The organism is Polynucleobacter sp. AM-25C3 (genome assembly GCF_018882335.1).
GTDB lineage: Bacteria > Pseudomonadota > Gammaproteobacteria > Burkholderiales > Burkholderiaceae > Polynucleobacter.
On record NZ_JACVOS010000003.1, the window covers coordinates 174,437 to 196,454 of the forward strand.

General features: G+C 45.9%; 24 protein-coding genes and 1 tRNA gene. 11 read left to right on the forward strand and 14 right to left on the reverse strand.

What is annotated here, in order from left to right; all coding sequences use genetic code 11:
* Nucleotides 1-24: 24 nt before the first annotated feature.
* Together tatB and tatC are read left to right on the forward strand one after the other, a co-directional pair.
* Nucleotides 25-501 carry a Sec-independent protein translocase protein TatB gene (tatB, locus tag ICN12_RS03145; RefSeq protein WP_216270595.1) on the forward strand — a complete coding sequence of 159 codons (477 nt, stop codon included), beginning with the start codon at nucleotides 25-27 and terminating at the stop codon, nucleotides 499-501.
* Between the two features lie 17 nt (nucleotides 502-518).
* A complete protein-coding gene (gene tatC, locus ICN12_RS03150; protein WP_216270596.1) occupies nucleotides 519-1,331 on the forward strand; it encodes a twin-arginine translocase subunit TatC in 813 nt (270 codons plus the stop codon).
* On the opposite strand, the gene ICN12_RS03155 is transcribed toward tatC, so the two are convergent.
* Complete coding sequence (locus ICN12_RS03155; protein WP_216270597.1) at nucleotides 1,316-2,791, reverse strand: tetratricopeptide repeat protein; 1,476 nt, start codon at nucleotides 2,789-2,791, stop codon at nucleotides 1,316-1,318. The genes tatC and ICN12_RS03155 overlap by 16 nt on opposite strands.
* A gap of 208 nt (nucleotides 2,792-2,999) precedes the next feature.
* Here ICN12_RS03155 and ICN12_RS03160 point away from each other — a divergent pair, with 208 nt between their 5' ends.
* Nucleotides 3,000-4,181, forward strand: a complete 1,182-nt coding sequence (locus ICN12_RS03160; protein ID WP_216270598.1) for a porin — start codon at nucleotides 3,000-3,002, stop codon at nucleotides 4,179-4,181.
* Nucleotides 4,182-4,482: 301 nt separating this feature from the next.
* On the opposite strand, the gene mscL is transcribed toward ICN12_RS03160, so the two are convergent.
* Nucleotides 4,483-4,905 (reverse strand): large conductance mechanosensitive channel protein MscL, encoded by a 423-nt coding sequence (gene mscL / locus ICN12_RS03165; protein WP_216270599.1) that lies wholly within the window; start codon nucleotides 4,903-4,905, stop codon nucleotides 4,483-4,485.
* A 137-nt stretch (nucleotides 4,906-5,042) separates the two neighbouring features.
* Between mscL and petA the strand changes: the two genes are divergently transcribed.
* From petA to ICN12_RS03195, 6 genes are all read left to right on the forward strand, one after another.
* On the forward strand, nucleotides 5,043-5,645 hold the full coding sequence (petA, locus tag ICN12_RS03170) for a ubiquinol-cytochrome c reductase iron-sulfur subunit (RefSeq protein ID WP_216270600.1): 603 nt from the start codon (nucleotides 5,043-5,045) through the stop codon (nucleotides 5,643-5,645).
* Nucleotides 5,646-5,655: 10 nt separating this feature from the next.
* Entirely contained in the window at nucleotides 5,656-7,056 is a 1,401-nt protein-coding gene (locus ICN12_RS03175) for a cytochrome b (RefSeq protein ID WP_216270601.1), read from the forward strand.
* 41 nt (nucleotides 7,057-7,097) lie between these two features.
* The gene (locus tag ICN12_RS03180) at nucleotides 7,098-7,871 is read left to right on the forward strand and encodes a cytochrome c1 (protein ID WP_216270602.1); all 774 of its coding nucleotides are present in this window, start codon (nucleotides 7,098-7,100) and stop codon (nucleotides 7,869-7,871) included.
* A gap of 79 nt (nucleotides 7,872-7,950) precedes the next feature.
* Nucleotides 7,951-8,562, forward strand: a complete 612-nt coding sequence (locus tag ICN12_RS03185; protein ID WP_216225766.1) for a glutathione S-transferase N-terminal domain-containing protein — start codon at nucleotides 7,951-7,953, stop codon at nucleotides 8,560-8,562.
* 30 nt (nucleotides 8,563-8,592) lie between these two features.
* Nucleotides 8,593-9,000, forward strand: a complete 408-nt coding sequence (locus ICN12_RS03190; protein WP_216270623.1) for a ClpXP protease specificity-enhancing factor — start codon at nucleotides 8,593-8,595, stop codon at nucleotides 8,998-9,000.
* A gap of 18 nt (nucleotides 9,001-9,018) precedes the next feature.
* Nucleotides 9,019-9,094, forward strand: a tRNA-Thr gene (locus ICN12_RS03195).
* 76 nt (nucleotides 9,095-9,170) lie between these two features.
* Here the strand turns inward: ICN12_RS03195 and ICN12_RS03200 are convergent.
* From ICN12_RS03200 to hemA, 6 genes are all read right to left on the reverse strand, one after another.
* Entirely contained in the window at nucleotides 9,171-10,514 is a 1,344-nt protein-coding gene (locus tag ICN12_RS03200; RefSeq protein WP_216270603.1) for an MFS transporter, read from the reverse strand.
* Nucleotides 10,515-10,517: 3 nt separating this feature from the next.
* Complete coding sequence (locus ICN12_RS03205; RefSeq protein ID WP_216270604.1) at nucleotides 10,518-11,792, reverse strand: DNA recombination protein RmuC; 1,275 nt, start codon at nucleotides 11,790-11,792, stop codon at nucleotides 10,518-10,520.
* A gap of 28 nt (nucleotides 11,793-11,820) precedes the next feature.
* Nucleotides 11,821-12,129: a Grx4 family monothiol glutaredoxin gene (gene grxD, locus ICN12_RS03210; RefSeq protein ID WP_216270605.1), complete on the reverse strand. Its 309-nt coding sequence runs from the start codon at nucleotides 12,127-12,129 to the stop codon at nucleotides 11,821-11,823.
* A 102-nt stretch (nucleotides 12,130-12,231) separates the two neighbouring features.
* A complete protein-coding gene (prmC, locus tag ICN12_RS03215) occupies nucleotides 12,232-13,170 on the reverse strand; it encodes a peptide chain release factor N(5)-glutamine methyltransferase (protein WP_255537666.1) in 939 nt (312 codons plus the stop codon).
* Nucleotides 13,091-14,170, reverse strand: a complete 1,080-nt coding sequence (prfA, locus tag ICN12_RS03220; RefSeq protein ID WP_216270607.1) for a peptide chain release factor 1 — start codon at nucleotides 14,168-14,170, stop codon at nucleotides 13,091-13,093. Before prfA ends, prmC begins: the two co-directional genes overlap by 80 nt.
* Nucleotides 14,171-15,487 carry a glutamyl-tRNA reductase gene (gene hemA / locus ICN12_RS03225; protein WP_216270608.1) on the reverse strand — a complete coding sequence of 439 codons (1,317 nt, stop codon included), beginning with the start codon at nucleotides 15,485-15,487 and terminating at the stop codon, nucleotides 14,171-14,173.
* A gap of 43 nt (nucleotides 15,488-15,530) precedes the next feature.
* Here hemA and ICN12_RS03230 point away from each other — a divergent pair, with 43 nt between their 5' ends.
* A complete protein-coding gene (locus ICN12_RS03230) occupies nucleotides 15,531-15,788 on the forward strand; it encodes a hypothetical protein (RefSeq protein WP_216270609.1) in 258 nt (85 codons plus the stop codon).
* 10 nt (nucleotides 15,789-15,798) lie between these two features.
* On the opposite strand, the gene ICN12_RS03235 is transcribed toward ICN12_RS03230, so the two are convergent.
* Genes ICN12_RS03235 through ICN12_RS03255 form a run of 5 tightly spaced genes read right to left on the reverse strand, consistent with a single transcriptional unit; the run spans nucleotide 15,799 to nucleotide 20,538 of the window.
* The gene (locus tag ICN12_RS03235; protein WP_216270610.1) at nucleotides 15,799-15,963 is read right to left on the reverse strand and encodes an antitoxin MazE-like protein; all 165 of its coding nucleotides are present in this window, start codon (nucleotides 15,961-15,963) and stop codon (nucleotides 15,799-15,801) included.
* Between the two features lie 28 nt (nucleotides 15,964-15,991).
* Nucleotides 15,992-16,765 carry a uracil-DNA glycosylase gene (locus tag ICN12_RS03240; RefSeq protein WP_216270611.1) on the reverse strand — a complete coding sequence of 258 codons (774 nt, stop codon included), beginning with the start codon at nucleotides 16,763-16,765 and terminating at the stop codon, nucleotides 15,992-15,994.
* Nucleotides 16,765-18,549: a M61 family metallopeptidase gene (locus ICN12_RS03245; protein WP_216270612.1), complete on the reverse strand. Its 1,785-nt coding sequence runs from the start codon at nucleotides 18,547-18,549 to the stop codon at nucleotides 16,765-16,767. The genes ICN12_RS03240 and ICN12_RS03245 overlap by 1 nt, the downstream gene beginning before the upstream one ends.
* A 5-nt stretch (nucleotides 18,550-18,554) precedes the next feature.
* The gene (locus tag ICN12_RS03250; protein WP_216862125.1) at nucleotides 18,555-19,271 is read right to left on the reverse strand and encodes a DsbC family protein; all 717 of its coding nucleotides are present in this window, start codon (nucleotides 19,269-19,271) and stop codon (nucleotides 18,555-18,557) included.
* Entirely contained in the window at nucleotides 19,264-20,538 is a 1,275-nt protein-coding gene (locus ICN12_RS03255; protein WP_216270613.1) for an FAD-dependent monooxygenase, read from the reverse strand. The genes ICN12_RS03250 and ICN12_RS03255 overlap by 8 nt, the downstream gene beginning before the upstream one ends.
* Nucleotides 20,539-20,577: 39 nt before the next feature.
* Between ICN12_RS03255 and ychF the strand changes: the two genes are divergently transcribed.
* A complete protein-coding gene (gene ychF, locus ICN12_RS03260; protein ID WP_216270614.1) occupies nucleotides 20,578-21,672 on the forward strand; it encodes a redox-regulated ATPase YchF in 1,095 nt (364 codons plus the stop codon).
* Nucleotides 21,673-21,733: 61 nt separating this feature from the next.
* Here ychF and ICN12_RS10855 read toward each other — a convergent pair whose 3' ends face one another.
* On the reverse strand, nucleotides 21,734-21,859 hold the full coding sequence (locus ICN12_RS10855; protein WP_255537667.1) for a hypothetical protein: 126 nt from the start codon (nucleotides 21,857-21,859) through the stop codon (nucleotides 21,734-21,736).
* Nucleotides 21,860-22,018: the final 159 nt, after the last annotated feature.

A 22,018-nucleotide genomic window follows, 5' to 3' on the forward strand; every position in this document is an offset into this window, starting at 1 on the left:
CAATTACCCGCGCATCATTTTTAAATGATTGATCTTGGTGTTTCAAAGCTTGCACTCATTGCAGTAGTTGCATTGGTGGTGGTCGGCCCCGAGCGTCTTCCTAAGATTGCCCGCATGGCAGGTAATCTATTCGGACGAGCACAGCGCTACATGGCTGACGTGAAATCTGAAGTGAGTCGCCAGATGGACATTGAAGAGTTTAAGAAACTCCGTGAAGAAAGTGTCTCTGCCTTTAAAGATGTCGAGAGTTCCATTCAATCTACCGTGCAAGAGGCAGGTGCTAATTTAAGCGACCAAGCTGATATCGGTTCGAATATGTTTACACGAGCCCCTTTAGATGAAAAGGAAGTGCTACAAAAATCGATACGCCAAGGTCGCAAGAGCTGGGGCGTGAGACGCGCAGCAAGACCGATTTGGTTTAAGCGCTCGACTGGCATGCGTACGAGAGTTCAATCAGGCGCTGCTCGCATGAAGCGTTTTCATCATAGCGCCACCAAGTAACTCAAAATTATATTTAGATGACGCAAAACAACTCAACAGAAGATTCGAGTTTACAAGAATCTTTCTTATCGCACTTGTATGAGTTGCGTGATCGCATTATCAAGGCTGCAATAGCTATTATTATTGTCTTCTTGAGCCTTGTATATTGGGCGCCAGATATTTTCCATTTATTTGCACAGCCATTACTTGAAGCGCTGCCCGCTGGCGGCAAGATGATTGTGACCGATGTCACTGGCTCTTTCTTTGTGCCAATGAAGGTGACCATGCTAGTTGCTTTCTTAATTGCCTTGCCAGTAGTGATGTACCAGATATGGGCTTTTATTGCGCCAGGACTCTACCAACATGAGCGCAAGCTGATCGTGCCTTTGGTCGTGAGTAGTTACAGCCTGTTTATTTTTGGGATGGCTTTTGCTTACTTCTTAGTATTCCCGACTGTATTTAAATTCATGGCAAGTTATAACGCGCCACTGGGTGCTGAGATGTCTACGGATATCGATAATTACCTCAGCTTTGCGATGACCACTTTTTTAGCTTTTGGTATCACCTTCGAGGTGCCGGTAGTGGTAGTGGTATTGGTACGCATGGGGATAGTTCCCTTGGCTAAGCTGAGAGAAATTCGCCCTTACGTCATTGTTGGTGCGTTTGTGATCTCTGCCATCGTTACGCCGCCCGACGTTCTCTCACAATTACTTTTAGCGGTGCCAATGAGCTTGCTCTACGAGCTAGGGCTTTTAATAGCGCGCTTCTATGTCCCTAAGCCGACGGATGAAGATGCTGGTGCCGCTAAAGATAGCGAATCTAAAGACGTCGATCCTCAAGCGACTGCTTGATCTTGTGAGAAGGTGGTTTGAAGCCACTCGGTGACTCGATCAAATCGATAGCGTCTTTGTCGTAGATTTCCCTCGAGGTCGGCTTCGCTTCCGGCAAAGATCTTTCCTGCAGCTAGTAAAGAGCGGCGCTGCTGAGTGGTGTCTATTTGAATCAATCGAGGCAGAATCTTTGGTAATTCATGACGAATGTCTACAACAACGCAATGTTCATGCTGTAGTTGCCCCACTTCGCAAAGCAATAACTCGGCCTTGCTGAGATTAAATTGATTGGCGATGATGAGTCGGTGGCATAACAAAATCCACTCCTCCTCCAATTTATGCTCCGCATGATGATTCAAGGCTTGTTCTGCATGGTTAGCTAACTGATGCCAATCGTTGCTCTTGGGGCTGGAAACATTCTCCAAAACTTTGCCTAGTAATTCTTTTGCTTCAGGTACGCCTTGTTGATGGGCTTGCCAAATCCAGTAAGACGCTTGCAGTCCACGCACTTTCTCTTCAATCTTTTCACGCTTGCGCCACAAATTGGCACCTTTCCGAAACTGCGCTTGCGCATGACCTAAGTCAGCAGCCCGATCAAAGCAGCGATCGCTCTCGCTTGCGTTATAGCCAGAGAACTGTGGGCGACGATAGATCTCGCCCAAAGCGAACCAGGCATCACGATCGCCATCTTTTGCTGCAAGCTCTAACCAATAGGCTGCCTTCTTAAGAGAGGCATTTGATTTGCCGCCGCCCGCCCCAATCGAATCTTTCGCATCAGAATTAACTTCATTGAATTGGGCTAGACGTAAGCCTAAGGCGAGTTTTGCAATCGTTAGGCCAAGTTCTGCTGCCTGTATTAGCGATACTTCATTCCTTTCCAAGATCCAAGCATTCCAAAGGGAGGAGAGTGCTTCATCTTTTGGCTGTAATTTAATGAGAAGCTCTTTTGCTGAATTGGTATACGGTGACTCTGTCTCAGCTAGATTTGATAGAAATTGTTTGGCGATTTTCTGCAGCGTGGAAAGATCGCTCTCGCCACTTTGTTTGACAAGCCATGTAGCAAGTTCACTTTGGAGATCTTTTTTATCGGGATGCAAAAGTAGATCAGCTAGTTGCCATTGCGCAGCGTAACGCGCAGGAACTTCTAGTCTTGTTGTTTGCCAGAATGATTTCCATCCAAAGGAAAATGCTGGAGAATTAAAAGTGACTGCTAGTGGAACTGCAGCAATTTGCTCAAGCATCCCCAGAATTTGCGGGGATGGCACCCCAAGATCAGAAATTTCCTCATTACTTGAGCTTGCATTGCTAACTATCTGATTTGTAAGTGATAAGTATGATTTTTCTAGCCAAATCAAGGCATTAGCTGGTTGTATTGGGGTTTTAAAGGCCCCGGTAAGATAGGCGGATGCTAAATTTTGTTGCGCAGAAACGTCACCAATACGGGCTAATTGTAGGATTTTTAGGAATTCACGGCTTGCCATATGACAATTTTGGCATTCAAGGCCCTAAAAAGACAGAAATCAAAGCCCTTGTTGCCCTGATACAACGAAGAAAGCCAAAAAACTGCCTTTTGACAAGCAAAAAGAGCTCCTAAATACTCTAACCCCCAGTCTAGTAGGGCAAAACAAGCAAAATTCGTAGGTCCCAGTTTTATTTGGGCATTACTTTCAATTTATGGAGATTTAAAGAATGAAAAAATCGCTATTAGCAATCGCAGCAATGACAGCATTTGCTGGCGCTGCACAAGCTCAGTCATCAGTGACTGTTTACGGTATCTTGGACGTTGGTTTTACTGGTGCTGATGCAAAAGCATTCCCTGCATCTAATGCAGTTGGAAGCAAGAAGACAACTTCTGCTCAGTTCGGTCAATCAGCAGAGACAACATCACGCTTAGGCTTCAAAGGTACTGAAGATTTAGGCGGCGGATTAGCTGGTTTCTTCACAGCTGAATTCCAACTCTATCCACAAGAAGACCGTCTGTCAGGCTCAACAGCTGGCGGCTTAACTAACCGTCAAACATTTGTTGGTTTGAGCAAAAAAGGTTTGGGTCAAGCTGCTATTGGTACTCAGTACACTCCAATCCATACTTCTGTTGCCGCAACTGACCCTGGTCAGCAAAACAACGTAGTTGGTAGCATCATCTACCCTGCAAAAGCAAACTCTGTTGATACATCAACAGCTGCTTACACAATTCGTCAAAACAACGCGATCACATTTAACACTGAGAAATTTGCTGGTTTTAGCGCAAAAGGTATTTACTCACAAAAGAATCAAAACGAAACACAAACTGGTGCTAACAACACAGCTGCGCTATACACAGCCGGTGGTACAAAGAACGTTAACGGTTGGGGTTTGGGTGTTGATTACACATGGCAGAAATTGCTTGTAACAGCCGCTTATCAGTCTTTCAGAAATGAGACTAACGTAAGCACTGTTAATCCAATTACAACGACCAATACCAACGACAATGGTACTAACGTAAAAGATAACCAAGCTTATGTTGGTGCAACTTATGATTTCGGTATCTTGAAAGCTTACGCTTCATGGATTAGCCGCAAGGAACTCTCAGTTTTGAACTCTAATGACTACGTTAAGCGTTCAGGTCAACAGATTGGTGTACGTAGCTTTATTACACCAACAATCGAAGCATGGGCAAACATTGGTAACGGTAGCTACAAAGCTGCTGGTGTAGGCGAGCCAACAGCTAACATGAACGCATGGCAGTTAGGTTCAAACTACTTGTTGAGCAAGCGTACAAACTTGTATGCAATCTACGGTAAAACACAAACTTCTAACATCACTACTGTGTTAGGTGTAACTGGTTCAGCTGCTGCTAGCCAATACGCAGTTGGCGTACGTCACACTTTCTAATTCATTGCTAGCGTAAGCTAGTTGATGATTAGTTTGGTATTAAATTAACCCACCATGGAAACATGGTGGGTTTTTTCTTAATCTTTTAAAAGGTGGATATTAGTGAAATACATATCAATAATCTTGTTGATCCTCACGTTAGCGGGTTGTCTAGCCAGTACAAAATCTCCAGTTGGCGTATCTTGCGATTACAGTCAAGGTAAACCTATGTGGGAAATGCCGCTTGTTTGCCAGCCTAACGGAGGTTAATGAGACAACCTTTGGGTAAAGGATGCAAATGGTATCCATTCTGCAAGCAAATTTATTTTTTCAGGCTATCCCGGATCTCTCTTAATAAGACGATATCTTCTGGTGTTGGCGGAGCTGGAGGGGCATCCATTGAACGTACTCTATTAACTACTTTGACCATCTGAAAGATTACAAAGGCCAAGAGAATGAAGTTAATGGAGATGGTGATGAAGTTGCCATAAGCAAAAATAGGTACACCAGCCTTTTTGAGGGCATCAAATGTCCGTGGAACGCCGTCTGGGATTGTGCCCAGCACGAGGAAAAGATTTGTAAAATCAATGTGCCCACCCAAAAGGGTGGAAATAACCGGCATAACAATGTCATTTACCAGGGAGTCCACGATTTTCCCGAAGGCTCCCCCAATGATCACGCCCACTGCCAAATCAATGACATTGCCCTTGACTGCGAAGTCCCGAAATTCCTTTAAAACGCTCATAAATGCCTTCCTTTTGATTTAGATTGAGATTAACTCAAGATTAACCCCATAACTTTGTTGCATACCCCACTTTTTACTTTAAAATCTTACCTTTAAGCAATTTCCACCTATAAATGCTCTATCGAGGAATTTTGTAAATGAGTGACAAGCCCTGTATGGACAAGGATCGTCGTAATTGGTTGATCGCTACTTCAGCGGTCGGCGGTGTTGGTGCAGCCGCAGCCCTTTACCCTTTTGTGGACAGTTTTCAGCCTTCTGAGCGTGCTAAGGCCGCTGGCGCTGCTGTTGAGATCGATATTGCTGGCATGCAGCCAGATGAGATGCGTATGGTTGAATGGCGTGGTAAGCCCGTCTGGGTTGTGCGTCGCACGCCAGAGCAGGTTGCCGAACTTTCCAAAATTGATTCGGAGCTCGCAGACCCTGATTCTTTAAGGGATCCCGCTCAATTTACCCCTCCTTATGCTCAAAACCAATGGCGCTCAATTAAGCCTGAGTACTTAGTTGTAGTGGGTATTTGTACCCATTTAGGTTGCTCCCCTACAGCGAAGTTTGAGTCAGGCCCACAGCCTTCTTTGCCTAATACTTGGCCAGGCGGCTTCCTTTGCCCATGCCATGGCTCTACATTTGATATGGCAGGCCGTGTATTTAAGAACAAACCAGCCCCAGACAATATGGAAGTACCGCCGCATATGTATTTGAGCGATACCAAGATTCTGGTTGGCGAAGATAAGAAGGCCTAAGGAGAGATAAATGGCATTTCACGAAAAAGAAGTCCCGGCAGACGCTCCTGTATCCCAGAAGGTGTTAGCTTGGGTTGACTCCCGTTTCCCCCTCACATCCTCGATTAAAGCCCATTTAACCGAGTATTACGCACCTAAAAACCTCAATTTTTGGTACTTTTTTGGCTCCTTAGCCATTGTTGTACTGGCATTGCAAATCATTACAGGTATTTTCTTGGTAATGAACTACAAGCCTGACGCTGCAAAGGCTTTCGAGTCTGTTGAGTACATCATGCGCGAAGTGCCATGGGGTTGGTTGATTCGTTACCTACATTCAACTGGTGCCTCAATGTTCTTCGTAGTGGTCTATTTGCACATGTTCCGTGGTTTGATCTACGGTTCATATCGCAAGCCACGTGAATTAATTTGGGTTTTCGGTTGCGCAATTTTCTTGTGCTTGATGGGTGAAGCTTTCTTTGGCTACTTGCTCCCATGGGGTCAAATGTCCTACTGGGGTGCTCAAGTAATCGTGAACTTGTTCTCTGCTATCCCATTGATCGGCCCAGACCTGTCTTTATGGTTACGTGGAGACTATGTAGTTGGTGATGCAACTTTGAATCGCTTCTTTGCATTCCACGTGATTGCGATCCCATTAGTGCTGATTGGTTTGGTTGCTGCCCACATCATTGCTTTGCATGAAGTTGGCTCCAACAATCCAGATGGTGTTGAAATTAAAGAAACCGTAGATGAAAAAGGCATTCCATTAGACGGCATTCCTTTTCATCCTTACTACACCGTGCACGATGTATTTGGATTGGGCGTTTTCTTAATGGTGTTTGCTTGTATTGTGTTCTTTGCTCCTGAGATGAATGGTTACTTCCTAGAGGCGAATAACTTTATTCCTGCAAATCCATTTGTTACTCCAACGCACATTGCACCAGTATGGTATTTCACGCCGTTCTACTCGATGTTGCGTGCAACTACCACTAACTTCTTATTGCCATTGTGGATTTTCTTGGCAGTGATTTTGGGCATGTTTGCGATTAGCACTAAAGACATTAAGGTTAAGGGTGCTTGCGCTGCTATTGCTTTGGTGTTGGCTGCTGGCTTCTACGCATTTGATGCCAAGTTTTGGGGTGTTGTGATCATGGGTGGTTCTGTTGTGATCATGTTCTTCTTGCCTTGGTTGGATCATTCTCCGGTGAAATCTATTCGCTATCGTCCACAGTTCCATAAATATATTTATGGTGTGTTTGTGGTGAGCTTTGTGGTTTTGGGTTACTTGGGTATTGAGCCGCCATCACCAGTGTTTGAAAAGATTTCTCAGATTTGCACTATTTATTATCTGGGCTTCTTCTTGGCAATGCCGTTCTGGAGCAAGCTTGGCACATTCAAGCAAGTTCCAACCCGCGTTACTTTTAAGGCCCATTAATTCACGCCTGAGATATTGGCAAAGAGAAATTAGGAACTAGTATGAAACGAATTCTGCAAACTTTGAAGGGCATCTGCCAAGTAACAATATTGGTTGCTGCCCTTGGTTTTGGCCTCAACGCTAGCGCCAATGAAGAAGGTTTTCCATTGGATAAAGCGCCTAATCGGGTAAGCAACAATGCTTCCTTGCAAAATGGCGCCAAGCTATTTGTGAACTATTGCTTAAACTGCCATTCAGCAGTGAGCATGCGTTACAACCGTCTGCGCGACATTGGCTTGACGGATCAGCAAATCAAAGATAACTTGATTTTGAATGATGCCAAGGTCGGGGATCTCATGACTATCTCGATGACACCAAAGGAAGGCAAGGCATTCTTCGGTAAGACTCCCCCTGACTTATCCGTTGAGGCGCGTGCACGTGGTACTGATTGGCTTTATACCTATTTCCGCACTTTCTACAAGGATGACACTACTCAAACTGGGTGGAATAACTTGTTGTTTCCAAACGTAGGTATGCCGCACGTATTGTGGCAACTGCAGGGTGAGCGCGCGGCGAAGTTTGAAGAGCGTAAAGATCCGCATGACGAAGCCAGAATGGAAAAAGTATTCGTAGGTTTCGAGCAATTGACTCCGGGAACCATGAAGCCACAAGAGTATGACGATAACATCGCAGACTTAGTTGCGTTTATGTCTTGGATGGCAGAGCCAGTTCAACTAGAGCGTAAGCGTCTGGGTGTGATTGTGCTTATCTTCTTGGCAATCTTTACCTTGTTGGCATGGCGTTTGAATAAGGCTTATTGGAAAGATATCCACTAAGCCACGGTTGTATGAGATGTAAAGTCGCAGTTGTTTGTGCGTTTGTTGTATTGAAGTAGATATTTAAGGAAATAAATTTATGATGGTGTTGTACTCGGGCACAAACTGCCCATTCTCGCAACGCTGCCGTTTGGTGCTTTTCGAAAAAGGCATGGACTTTGAGATCCGTGATGTGGACTTGTTTAACAAGCCAGAAGACATCTCGGTTATGAACCCTTATGGCCAAGTCCCCATCTTGGTTGAGCGCGACTTAATTTTGTATGAGTCAAACATCATTAATGAGTACATTGATGAACGTTTTCCGCATCCACAATTGATGCCGCCTGATCCTGTTGCACGCGCACGCGCACGCCTCTTCCTCTTCAACTTTGAGAAAGAATTGTTTGTACATGTAGCTGCTTTGGAAAATGAAAAAGGCAAGGCCGCTGAGAAGTCCCATGAAAAAGCACGTTTAGCTATTCGTGATCGATTGACTCAATTGGCACCTATTTTTGTGAAGAATAAGTACATGTTGGGTGAAGAGTTCTCTATGCTTGATGTGGCAATTGCTCCTCTATTGTGGCGTTTGGAGCATTACGGCATTGATCTCTCGCGCAATGCGGCAGCCTTGTTGAAATACGCTGAGCGTATTTTCAGTAGGCCTGCTTACATTGAGGCTTTAACGCCTTCAGAAAAGGTAATGCGCCGCTAAGCGGCACATTACTCAGGCGGCTAAATGAGCATGTCTGACGTCCCAAGCAATAAACCCTACCTAATCCGTGCGCTACATCAGTGGTGCACGGATTTTGGTTTTACGCCTTTCATGGCGGTCTTTGTAGACTCTAGCGTTGAAGTCCCCATGGAGTTTGTTAAGAATGATGAAATCGTCTTAAATCTCTCTATCGAAGCCTGTCATCAACTGAATTTAGATAATGATTGGATCAGCTTCCAAGCAAGATTTGGTGGGGTTCCGAGAAAGATTATGGTTCCCGTGACGCACGTTCTGGCAATCTATGCGAGAGAAAATGGCCAGGGCATGTCTTTTCCCTTTGATGCCCGCCAAACTCCCGCTAGTAAATCAGAAATAGGAAGCCTAGGTGAGGCAGAAAAGCCAAAGGCCAGCAGACCTTCCTTGACGATTGTGAAATAGGTTAAAATATTATCCGTTGCCCCTTTAGCTCATCTGGTAGAGCAACTGATTTGTAATCAGTAGGTGGTCTGTTCGAGTCGGACAAGGGGCACCATAAATTTGAAACCTAAATTCTCGCGAATTTAGGTTTTTTCATTTTCTGACTTATCTTTTTTCGCTACCTGGTTGCTTTAACTCAGCAGGTTCGTTGTTCTGGTTTCCGGCAAGTACAGTATTGCCACCACTGCACCGCTAACTAAAAAAATCGTCGGATACCAAAGTCCCGCAAGATTGCTACCCCATTCTTGGTTTAACCAGGTAACAATTAATGGCAGAAGGCCGCCAATCCAGCCCGCTGCTAAGTTGTGTGGAAGTGTTGCTGCACTATTTCTAGTTTTAGCTGGGAAGAGCTCTGCAAGTAGTGCAGTTTGTGGGCCTACTACTAATGCCAGAATTGCTGACAATCCAATCAATATGAGGGTGATTATTATTTTTGAAGTTGCACTATCTTGAATTACTTCCTGACCAATGTTTTGTAATAAGTGAAATGCGGGCAAAATGAGCGTCGCCCCCAAAATGAGGCCACTCACAATCACCGGCTTTCTACCAATCTTGTCTGAGAGCCAACCGGCAAAGATGGTGAGTGGGAGCAGGGCAATTGTTGCGTAAACACTCAATTGATCTACTAATTGAGGAGGTAGTTTTACTGAAGTCTTTAGGAAGATCGAGGTATAGACCTGAACACAGAAAAACAGCACCGCACCACCTGCAGAGATGCAGAAGAAGAGTAGAAACATTCTCTTTCTGGTTTCTGGATCTTTGAAGTTGTCTCTCAGAGGGTTTTTAGATTGAGCTTCCGTTTTACTGAGTTGCAGGTAGATTGGCGTTTCTTCTAAAGCCATTCGGGCTTTAAAGGCGACCAATAACAAAATGAGGGAGACCCAAAACGGAACTCGCCAACCCCAGGATAGAAATTCTTCTTGAGTCAGATAGCCTTGAAGCAGTGCAATTTGTAGGGTGGAAACTAAAATACCTAATGGCCCCATGAGCTGCAAGAAGCTGGTCTTAAAGCCGCGATTCGAGTCGCCAGCATGTTCTGTGAGGTAAACGGCACTGCCACCAATTTCACCGCCTGCTGAGAGGCCCTGCAAGAGTCTCAAGCCAACTAGAAGAATAGGCGCCCAGATGCCTACTTGGCCATAGGTCGGCAAAAAACCAACACATACCGTAGCAATTCCCATGAGGGTAATTGTGATCATGAAGACGGGTCGCCGCCCAATACGATCGCCGATGCTCCCGAAAATGGCCGCTCCAATAGGTCTCACCACCATGCCTACTCCAAAGGTCGCAAGGCTTGCTAAGAGGGCTGTACTAGGATCGGTGGAGGGGAAGAAGAGCGGGGCAAATACAACGGCCAGAGTGGCGAACGTCAGGAAGTCATACCATTCTAAGAAAGTGCCAAAGCAGGCTGCAATAGCTACTTTTCGATAAGAATGCGATGAGACTTTGAATTCTGATGTGCTGATAGCAGTCAATTTTTATTCTGGGTCTGTAGACGATTCAATTAAGGGCGCGGAGAGAGTCTTACTGGGCTTAACGCCCAGCTCACGCACCTTCTCCGCAGTACGAATCAGATTACCCTTGCCAGATTTCAGTTTATTGAAGGCATCGTGGTAACTAGTTTGAGCCTGATCTAAGCGTTGGCCTAGCTTTTCGAGATCATCCACAAAACCAACAAACTTGTCATAGAGCGTGCCGCACTGTTTTGCAATTTCTAGTGCATTGCGGTTTTGCGAATCTTGACGCCACAAATGCGCAACAGTTCTCAAGGTTGCCATCAGGGTGCTTGGGCAGACCAGCACAATATTCTTTGCTAGCGCTTCTTGATATAGGTTGGGTGCAGTCTTGAGTGCCAATAAGAATGCTGGCTCAATGGGCACAAACATCAATACAAAGTCTACCGAGCCAATGCCGTACAGAGAGCTATAGTTCTTGCTGGATAGCCCTTGAATATGCTGACGTAGTGATTGGATATGGGCAGTCAGTTCTTGTTCTGCAATTACTGAATCTGAAGCCTCGGCATGACGGGAGTAAGCCGTGATGGAAACCTTGCTGTCGACTACTAGACTTCTACCTTCGGGCAGCTTGACGACAACGTCAGGCTGAAGGCGTGAGCCATCAGTTTGGGTGTGACTATCTTGTACTAGGTATTCCTCGCCCTTGCGAAGACCTGAGGACTCTAAGATGGACTCTAGAACCAATTCACCCCAATTGCCCTGTACTTTTGAGTCACCTTTGAGCGCTTGGGTGAGGGAGCGCGTTTCGTCTGACATCCGGAGGTTGAGGTTGGCAAGTCGCTCGATTTCACTCTTGAGTGCAAAACGCTCACGCGCTTCATTGCCATAGGAAGTATTGACCTGCTCCTTGAATTCAGTCAACTTAGTTTGCAATGGCTTAAGTAAGGCATCCAAGTTGGCGACGTTCTGTTCAGTAAAGCGCTTGGACTTGTCTTCTAAAATTTCATTGGCGAGGTTTTTGAATTGGCTAGTCAATGCCTCTTTAGCTTCATTTAGGGATTCAATCCTGCCTAGGCCCTGCTTGCGCTCAGAATCCAGTGCCGACTCAAGTCGAATGGCGTTTTGTAAAGCTTGATCACGCTCTGTTCGAAGGCTAATGGAGAGTGCAACTTCCGCTTGATTTTGTTGCTCGACCCGTATAAGTGCAGAACGCAAATTGAGCGCATAGACCAAAAGGCCTGCGCATAAACCGAATGGCAGGCCAAATAGTAAAAGGGAGCTTAAGTCAAAAGTCACAAATGTGGTCTGTGCAATTAATAAATTATTAAGCCTTCACCAGCTTTTGCAATTCACCACTTTGGAACATCTCAGTCATGATGTCGGAGCCGCCAATGAATTCACCATTGATATAGAGCTGTGGGATGGTTGGCCAGTTAGCAAACTCTTTAATACCCTGGCGGATTTCTGCATCTTCTAATACATTCACTGTGTGCAGCTTGTCTACACCACTTGAACGCAGGATGTTGACTGCATTTCCAGAAAAGCCACATTGAGGAAACTGAGCATTTCCCTTCATAAACAATACAACGGGATGGCTAGAAACGATTTCTTGAATTTTTGCTTGGGTATCCATATTTTTTCCTGAATTTATGCTGTAGGGCGATATTGATTTGCAACTAATAATGAGGGTAATTTTAAGGCTATCTGAGGAAAAGGGTTAATTCGCTAATGGCTATTAGGGTGATTTTCTTCCTGAGGCAGCACGGCTTAAGCCTGCTAAATCAAGATGCACCTGAATGTTGACTAATCCTGCAAGTTTCATGAGCGCTATCACTGCTTCAGATTGATCAAAGCCATGCTCAACAACGATCAAGCCACCAGGTTTTAAGAATTCATCGGCCTGAGAAATAATGATCTCCAAGCAGCTAAGACCGCTGGCGTAATCGGTTAGAGCTGAAGGGGGCTCAAATCGAAGATCTCCTTGAGTAAGGTGTGGGTCCCGGTCAGTTATGTAGGGGGGATTGCTGACAATCACATCAAACTGATTTTGTGGGCCCACAGCTTCATACCAACTACCTTGTGAAAACTGAACTTGATCTGTCAGATTGAGGAATTTGGCATTTTGCCTGGCAATGACCAAAGCCTCTGTCGATTGATCTGTTGCAATAAGTGATGCTAATGGAGTCGCACTTGCGACTGCGAGTGCGATAGCGCCAGAGCCCGTTCCCAGATCCAGAACCCTGGTTGACTGATTGAGTCTAGTGATTTCAGCAAGGACAATATCTACCAGGAGCTCGGTTTCTGGACGAGGAATCAAAACACCTGGGGCTACTAGAAGTTCAATATTGTGGAATCCTTTTTTACCCAAGATGTACGCAATGGGCTCGCCATTCACTCTTCTTGAGACTAGGCTTTCCCATTCCTGAAAAGCTTGCTCATTCAAGCTCATATCATCACGAGATAGAAGGGCAGAGCGTGGGAGCTGGTAGTACTTCTCTAGTAGGTGGGCTAGTAATATCCGTGCTTCATTCGCTGGCAATGCGCAGTTACCAATTAATTCCCGTAAAGACTGGCCGATGCTCATCCTGCTTGTATTAGCTATCGCCAAGTGCCGCAAGCAGCTCTGCTTGATGCTCAGACGCAAGAGCATTGCAAAGATCATCAATATCGCCATCCATCATGGCATCAATTTTGTAGAGCGTCAGGTTGATGCGGTGATCAGTAATCCGACCTTGTGGAAAGTTATAGGTCCGAATACGATCACTGCGATCACCTGAGCCAACCAGAGATTTTCTGGTTTGGGCTTCGAGTTGGTGCTTTTCACGTTCGCGTGCATCCATGATGCGTGAGACAAGAGCCTTCATTGCTTGCTCACGATTGCGGTGCTGGCTTCGATCATCCTGGCACTCAACGACTGTGCCCGTAGGTAAGTGGGTAATGCGGACTGCGGAATCCGTTTTATTAATATGCTGACCACCCGCACCTGAAGCTCTAAAGGTATCAATACGTAGTTCGGCAGGATTAATTTTCACAGCCTCTAGCTCATCTGCTTCGGGCATGACTGCCACTGTACAGGCGGAAGTATGAATACGTCCCTGAGTTTCTGTTTGGGGTACGCGCTGAACTCGGTGACCACCAGATTCAAACTTGAGGCGAGAGTAAACGGATTGACCAACTAGGCGCAAGACAACTTCTTTGTAGCCACCAAGATCGGATTCAGCGGCATTAACCACTTCAACCTTCCAGCCTTGACGTTCGGCAAAGCGGGTATACATTCTCAGAAGGTCGCTAGCGAAGAGGGCGCTTTCATCACCACCAGTACCCGCGCGAATTTCCAAAAATACATTGCGTTCGTCATTGACATCTTTGGGGAGCAACAGCTTTTGCAACACCCCTTCAAGCTCTTCCATGGTGGCTTGAGCTTGCTTTTGTTCTTCATCAGCAAAGTCCTTCATTTCAGGATCTTTGCGCATTTCATCAGCAGCTTGTGCATCTGCCTCAGCCTGTTTGTATAGGCCGAATTGCTCCACTACTGTTGCAATATCAGAATGCTCACGCGTGAGTTTCCGATAGTTGTCCATGTCTTTAGTGGACTCTTCGGTAGTTAATAGGGAATTGAGTTCGGCTAAGCGTGTATCTAGGTGGTCTAGCTTAGCCCGCATGCTGGGCTTCATTTAATGATCTTCTGGCTTGGAATGCGAGGCGAATAATTTAGGTAGCAACTTAATCAGGGCGTCACGCTCAGCGCCGTTGGAGTGTTGTAAAGCATGCAATGAGCCATGTAAGAACTTATTGGTTAAGCCTTGTGCCATTGCATTAAGAACTTCCTGGGGGTCATCGCCGCGCATCAATCGTTTCATGGCGCGATCCAGTTCGAGTTGCCTGAGGTGCTCACCTTGCTGCTGGATATCCTGAATGAGCGGCACAGTCTTGCGACCTTGCATCCAATGCATGAAATTGCCAACACGATCTTCAATAATGGCTTCGGCTTGACTGACAGCCGCTTGGCGCAAGGAGGCTCCCGTTTGAATCATCACACCTAAATCATCCACGGTGTAGAGATACACATCATCGAGTCTAGATATTTCAGGCTCAAAGTCACGAGGAACAGCTAAGTCAATCATAACCATTGGCTTATGGCGACGTTGCTTTAGGGCGCTCTCCACCATGCCAAGGCCAATAATGGGTAGCGATGAGGCGGTGCTAGAAACAATGATGTCAAATTCGTGGAGGCGACTAGGAAGCTCAGAGAGCTTGAACGACTCTGCTTCAATATCTTGAATAGAAATTGAGTCTGCTAATTCCTGGCCGCGCTCAATTGTGCGATTGGCAATCGCAACTGCTTTTGGTTTGTGTGCAACAAAATGGGTGGCGCATAAAGTGATCATGTCGCCAGCACCAATAAACAGTACACGTTGGTCGGCAATGGTTTCAAAGATACGTTCGGCTAAGCGCACCGAAGCCGCGGCCATCGAGATTGAGTGGGCCCCAATTTCAGTTGAAGCACGAACTTCCTTTGCGACAGCAAAAGTTTTTTGAAAGAGTTGATTGAGATAAGTGCCCAAGACGCCTGCATCGTTAGCAGTGCGTACAGCATTTTTCATCTGACCTAAGATTTGGGTTTCACCGATCACCATTGAATCTAATCCGCAAGCTACTCTAAAAGCATGACGCACGGCATCCGATTGCGGCAAGGAATAAATGTGTGGCTCCAAACTACTTGGAGCAAGTCGTTGAGTTTTGGCTAGCCAATCAAAGGTAGCTTCATGTAAAAGACTGACTGCGTCTGCATCATTGGCCGCGCAATAGAGCTCGGTACGATTGCAGGTAGACAGAATGGTGGCCTCAGGCAGTCCGGCCTGATTCGCGCCAACGAGATGTTGGCGAAGATCGTGCAACGCTTCTTGAAGAAATTCAGGGTCAAAGGCGACCTTTTCCCGAATGGCGACCGGCGCTGTGTGATGATTGATGCCGAGTGTCAACAACTTCATAATGGTGATTATAGATTTGATGGCAGTAATAATGGGGGTAGCAATGGGGTTTTTAGCTTTTCTGGTGATCGGTGGTTTAACTGGCGTACTCGCCTTAGCTTTTTACCCGGGAGAGCGAAAAGCTAAACCCAAGGCCAAGAAATTCCTCATGGCCGCCTTAATAGGCTTCTTATCTGCCTTAGCGAGCTCCTATGTAGGGCAATTTACAGGCTTCTTTCAGTCTGGACAGATGCTCGAGTGGCTAAGCGCCATAGCGGCCTCTTGCTTAACTGGGGCTATTTACGCCAGCTGGTCTAGGTAAGTATTTATGGCTAGAACCCTTCAATATCTAGAAGAGCTTGGTCTAAAAAAGCCATAAATTCATCATTAGCTCGATCTTCAGATGAGGCTAAAGCGGATTGGTGTCGACATTCCTCAATAAATTCAATTGAAGGAGTATTCGTGCTGAGTGCGATATTTGGTGTATTTGAATCCATTTTTAGCTACTCATTTTAATATTTTCAGCTAATCAATCAGGGTAAATAAGTCTTTATCCACAGGGCTGGCATGACTATCAACCCAATGAATCGGCGACTGCTGATGCTCAATTAACCACTCATTTGCTGTCGTGAAATGCCCGCAACTTGCTATCCCGCCTGGCTCCAGAAATGGCTGAGCGGTTTTGTAGACCCCTAATCCGGAGGGGTGGGAGGATTGCAGGATTAATTGACCCGGATCATTCTCAATGAGAGGAAGCTTGGATTGGGCATGACCCCCCCATAGCATCCAGACTAAACGTGTCTTTTGATGTGCCAAGCCACCAATAAGCCTATCAATTAGGGATTTCCATCCTAAGTTTGCATGGCTACCCGCTTCACCCAATTTAACGCTGAGAGCAGTATTGAGGAGGAGAACGCCTTGCTCTGCCCAATGATGCAGATCGCCATTGGGCAGAGCCCCAAAACCCTCCAATGCCAATGCCTTGCTGATGTTGCGTAAGGAACTGGGAAATTCTCGGGAGTTGCTTGGAATATCTCCAGGAATCGAAAAAGCCAAGCCTTGAGCAAGTCCCGGGGAGTGATATGGATCCTGCCCCAAGATCACTACTTTGACTTTAGCAAGCGGTGTCAGTGTGAGCGCTTTGAAGAAATTCTGGGGCTCAGGGCAAATCTTATCCCCCTCTTTATTCAACTCAGTCCTGAGATTAGTCTGTAGCGCTTGCCACTCAGAAGACTCAAAATAATCTCCGAGGAGCGCTCGCCAGTCTTCTGGAATATCAGCAGCAGAAAATGAGTGCATTACTCGGCTGGGGTGAGTGTGTACTGGCTTGGAATTTGCGCATCCTCAAGAACAGTCATGCGCTCGTGCTCTAAATCATCTCGATAAAAACAAATCTGAATGACTTGTCCCGAGATCAAGCTAGATAAAACATGATCCCAGCGAGCAGCAGTAATACGCTCACCATTGATGCTGGCAATAAGATCTCCTGCAGCTAGGCCTGCCACTTGTGCTGCTCCGCCGTCGAGCACGTGCGTTATCTTTAGCCAGCCATTGGCATCGCTATGGCGCAATCCCAATTGGAGTTTGATCTTCTCAAGTTTGGAATGGGTTTTTTGTTTAAGCGAAATGGTTTTTGGATCAAGCCACTTCTGGATTGGAATATCTTCTACGCCAAAAATGTAGCGAGACTTAAATTCATTCCAGGTTTTGGAGAATTTTTTGCCAAGAAGTTTGAGCATCAAGTCATCTAAGCCATCTTCAGCAATGCCATCTAGCGTAACGCCATGCGTTTGCCAGATCAGGCGCATTAAATCATCCAAGGATTGACGATTGCTTGTAAATGCCCGAATCTTTAAATCTAGACCCAGGGCAAGCAATGCGCCTTTACCGTAATAGCTCACCACCATATTCGGTGTGTTCTCATCAGCTTGGTAATACTTGGTCCAAGCATCAAAGGAGCTGTCAGCTAAGCTTTGCTTCAACCTTCCGGGCCCCCGCAAAATACCATTCCAGTTGTTCGCAACTAACTTGAGGTAAGTCTTTAGATCGATACGTTTGCTGCGGAATAACTGCAAGTCATCGTAGTAGCTCGTAAAGCCTTCGAATAACCACAGCAAGCGGGTATGGTTTCTGCGATCGAGTTGATAGGGTTGGAATGCTTTGGGTTGAATGCGCTTTACTAACCAGGCGTGAAAGTATTCATGGCTACAGAGGCCCAAAAACTCACGATAAGATGTTTCATCTAGCGGGGTATTGATTTGGGGAATCTGATCACGTCGACATAATAGGGCGGTGCTATTGCGATGTTCCAGTCCGCCATAACCAGATAGCACTGCATTTACTAAAAACAAATAATTTTGGAAAGGAGCTTCTTTAGTCTTTGGTTCAAAGAGATTAATTGTGCAAGTACAAATTGATTGAAGATCTTTTGCTAAGCGCTCCAGATCAATTTCGTGAATGCAGCCCTGAATGGCCATACTATGAGATACACCATTCGATTGCCAATGCGCAATCTGAAATTGCCCCATTGCGATCGGATGATCTAGCAAGTCATCATAGTTCTTAGCTAAATAAAATCCGTAGCCCTGCGCATCTACTTTGACTGCTTGTAAGCCTGTTTGAATGGTCCAGTAATTTGCACAAGTATCTTTGGGCGGAATCAGCACTAAAGCGGATGGTAAAGACTCTTGACCTTTGACTGCCAAACATAAACTACTTGGATTAATGAACGCACGTTCAGTGTCAAGATATGCAGCGCGCACTGAGGAATCAAATGCATAGACCGTTGTCAGAATCTCCACGGGGCCTGCTACATTTGGTAGGCGCCATTGATCGTTATCGATGCGCTCTAGTGATAGAGCTTCATTAGGATTGTCGACCGCAAAAGCCTCGATCGTTTCGATTTGCTTGCTGAAGTTCCGAATCAAATAACTCCCCGGAATCCACGCTGGCATTTGCACAATCTGTCCATTAGGTAATGGGTTCTCAATACGCAATTTCACATGAAAGTGGTGACCATGCAGATCGGCGGACCAGATGGTGTATTGAGTGGCGGGTAATTCCAAAGTATTTACTGAACTCATGAGCATTATTTCAGGCTACTAAATTTCTTTTCGATATCGGTGACTTGAACGGCGCCTGGAAATCGACTGCCATCTGTAAAGAAGATGGTGGGTGTGCCTGTAATGCCATAGGTTTTAGCAAAGGCCATATTTTTATCTAGCGGAGAAGTGCAATCGCTTTTACCGCTTGGGGCAATTCCATTAATCATCCAATCAATGTAGGCTTTTTGTGGATCAGCAGAGCACCAGATTTGTTTGGACTTCTGCGCGGAGTCTGGCGACAAAATCGGAATTAAGTAGGTGTAGACAGTCACGTTATCTAATTGCTGTAAAGATTTTTCCAAACGCTTGCAGTAACCGCAATTAGGGTCTGAAAAAATAGCGATTTGTCGACTACCGTTGCCGCGGACTGCTTTAAGTGCGTTTGCTGGAATAAGCTCAGACCATTTAATGCGATTGAGATCTGCTTGCTTTTGCTCGGTAATATTTTTCCCCGTAGCAATCTCAATGATTTCGCCTTGAATTAAATATTTGCTATTGGCATCGGTGTAAAACACCTCGTTTCCAACTAGCACTTCATAAACTCCAGGAATTGGTGAGGGCGAAACACTTTTAATCTTGGCATTAGCGCCGATCTTCTTTTGCAGATCAGATCGGACTTGTTGCTCCGATTGAGCATTGACTATTCCGACTAAAAAGGTGAGAGAGCAAGCTAAAGCAATAGTAGAAAATAATTTATTCAAAATCAGTATCTCCGAGAGCGCGTTCAATAAGGCGCCGTTTAATAAAGTGACTGCGATTGACCATGCTCAAACCCCAGTTACGCAATTGCTTTTCAGTGCCACTATTTCCTGAGAATAGTTTCTTAATTTTATCTGTTACCCATAAAAATGCGCTGGTATCGCCTTGTCGTTGACGCTCGTAACGGCGTAGTAACACCTTATCGTTTGGTAGTCGGAAAGATTCCCGCTTACCCAGAATATTGAGTAGTGTTGCAACATCTCTCAAGCCCAAGTTCAAACCTTGTCCCGCCAAAGGATGCATGACATGGGCAGCATCTCCAATGAGAGCTACTTTCGGATTTTCTTCTGGACCAATAAAACGGCTTGCACGAATTCTTCTGAGTGGAAAGGCGGCGGGCGTTGAATTCAGGGTGAGCATTCCAAGCTGAGTGACTATTTCGCCATTCGCAATCGAGGAGAATTTTTCTGACCAGGCTGCTTGATCAAGCTTTAACAGCTCTCCAGCATTTTCAGGAGAGGTGGACCAAACCATCGAGGCTTGTTTGTTTGGTAATGGCAGCATAGCCACGATATCGCCACCGGGTAAAAACCATTGGTAGGCGGTTTCTAGATGCGCGTTGGTGCAAATCCAATTGGCGACCACTGCACTTTGCGAGTAACTCTCTTCTTTTGCGGAAATGCCTAGCTCAGCGCGAATAGGTGAGTTGGCACCATCAGCAGCAATTACTAGCTGTGCCTTTAAGGCAGAACCATTTTTGAGGTGAAGCATTACTCCTTCAAAATCAACTTCAATACTTTCCACTACATCAGCAATCCGCTCTAGCTTGTTCTGAAAGCGTGAGGCCTGGTCAAGAGTGTGTTCGATCACATTAGATTCGCCAATCCAGGCTAGCTGGGGCGTACCTGCTTCAAAAGCCGAGAGATGTAGTTGGTCATGCTTTTCTCCGCGATCACCAAAAATTCTCATGTCTCGAACGGGCTGCATGCGGCTGTGATCAATAGCATCCCATACCTGCAATTGGGCCAATAATTTTTGAGTGCTTGGGGAAAAGGCATAAATACGTTGCCCCCATTGATTGCCTTGTGGGGCAGGGATGGCTTGCCCTAAGTCGGGGGCAATTTGGATTGTTTGAAGTCCGATTTGAGCAAGGCCTAGCGCACAAGCCTTGCCAGCTATGCCTCCACCGACTACGACGACATCAACTGTCCGCATTTGGGAGGTATTTTTTGGCAATTTGGCTGAGGTATTTTTCTTAACTTCTGACATATCTCGATAATATCGAAACTAGCCCTTTACAATATAGCTATGTCTTTGAAATGTGGCATCGTCGGCCTGCCTAACGTCGGCAAATCTACCCTCTTTAACGCGCTTACCAAGGCTGGAATCGCGGCGGAAAACTATCCTTTCTGCACGATCGAGCCGAATGTGGGCGTGGTTGAGGTTCCTGACCCTCGTCTCGCCGCTTTGGCTGAGATCGTCAAGCCTGAGCGCATCCTGCCTGCAGCCGTCGAATTTGTCGACATTGCTGGCTTAGTGGCTGGAGCCTCCAAAGGTGAGGGCCTGGGAAATCAATTTCTAGCAAATATTCGGGAAACTGACGCGATTACTCATGTGGTGCGTTGTTTCGAGGATGCTAACGTGATTCACGTAGCCGGAAAAATTGACCCAATCTCCGATATTGGCGTCATCGATACCGAGCTAGCCTTATCCGACTTAACTACTGTTGAAAAAACACTCCAACGCTCCAGTAAAGCGGCCAAGTCAGGTAATGACAAGGATGCGGCAGCCCTAGTAGCCGTGCTGACCAAGGTTCAAGCCCATCTAGATCAGGCTCAGCCAGTGCGCAGTATGAAGCTGAGCGAAGAAGAAGACCTTCTTTTAAAGCCACTTTGCTTGATTACCGCAAAGCCAGCAATGTATATCGCCAACGTCAAAGAAGATGGCTTTGCCAATAATCCTCATTTAGATGCTGTGATCCAGCACGCTGCTAAAGAAGGCGCTCCTGTAGTCGCCGTATGTGCAGCAATCGAGGCAGAAATCGCCGATCTGGATGATGCTGATAAGGTGGAGTTCTTGGCGGACCTTGGCATGGAAGAATCCGGATTAGATCGCGTGATTCGTGCAGGCTATAAGTTGCTAGGCTTGCAGACTTACTTTACGGCAGGTGTTAAAGAGGTCCGCGCTTGGACAATTCATCAAGGTGATACCGCCCCTCAAGCAGCTGGGGTGATTCACACTGACTTTGAGCGTGGATTTATTCGGGCACAAACCATTGCTTTTGAAGACTTCGTTCAATTCAAGGGTGAGTCAGGCGCAAAAGAGGCTGGCAAGATGCGCGCGGAAGGTAAGGAGTATGTGGTTAAAGATGGTGATGTCTTGAACTTCCTCTTTAACGTTTAATTGGTATTCCTAAATGAAAAAAGTCCTTACTAGTAAGGACTTTTTGCTATCTATGGGCTGATTAACTTGCTTTAACGGCCTTTTCTAGGTACTTGGAAATTTCTTCATAGCGTTTAATGGCAGCTTTGCTCGGGACAACTTCTTTCTTGCGTCCATCTGCATTCGCTGCCATCTTGATATAGCCCATGGCGCTGAGATTCTTTAGGCGACCATGCAGAGTGGTAATACCCCCGCCCCTTAACCTGAGTTAAAAGTAGAATTTCTAAGTTGTTTGATTTAAAGGAAATTCTATGAAAACCTCCCGCTTTACCGATAGCCAAATCATGGCCATCCTCAAACAAGCCGA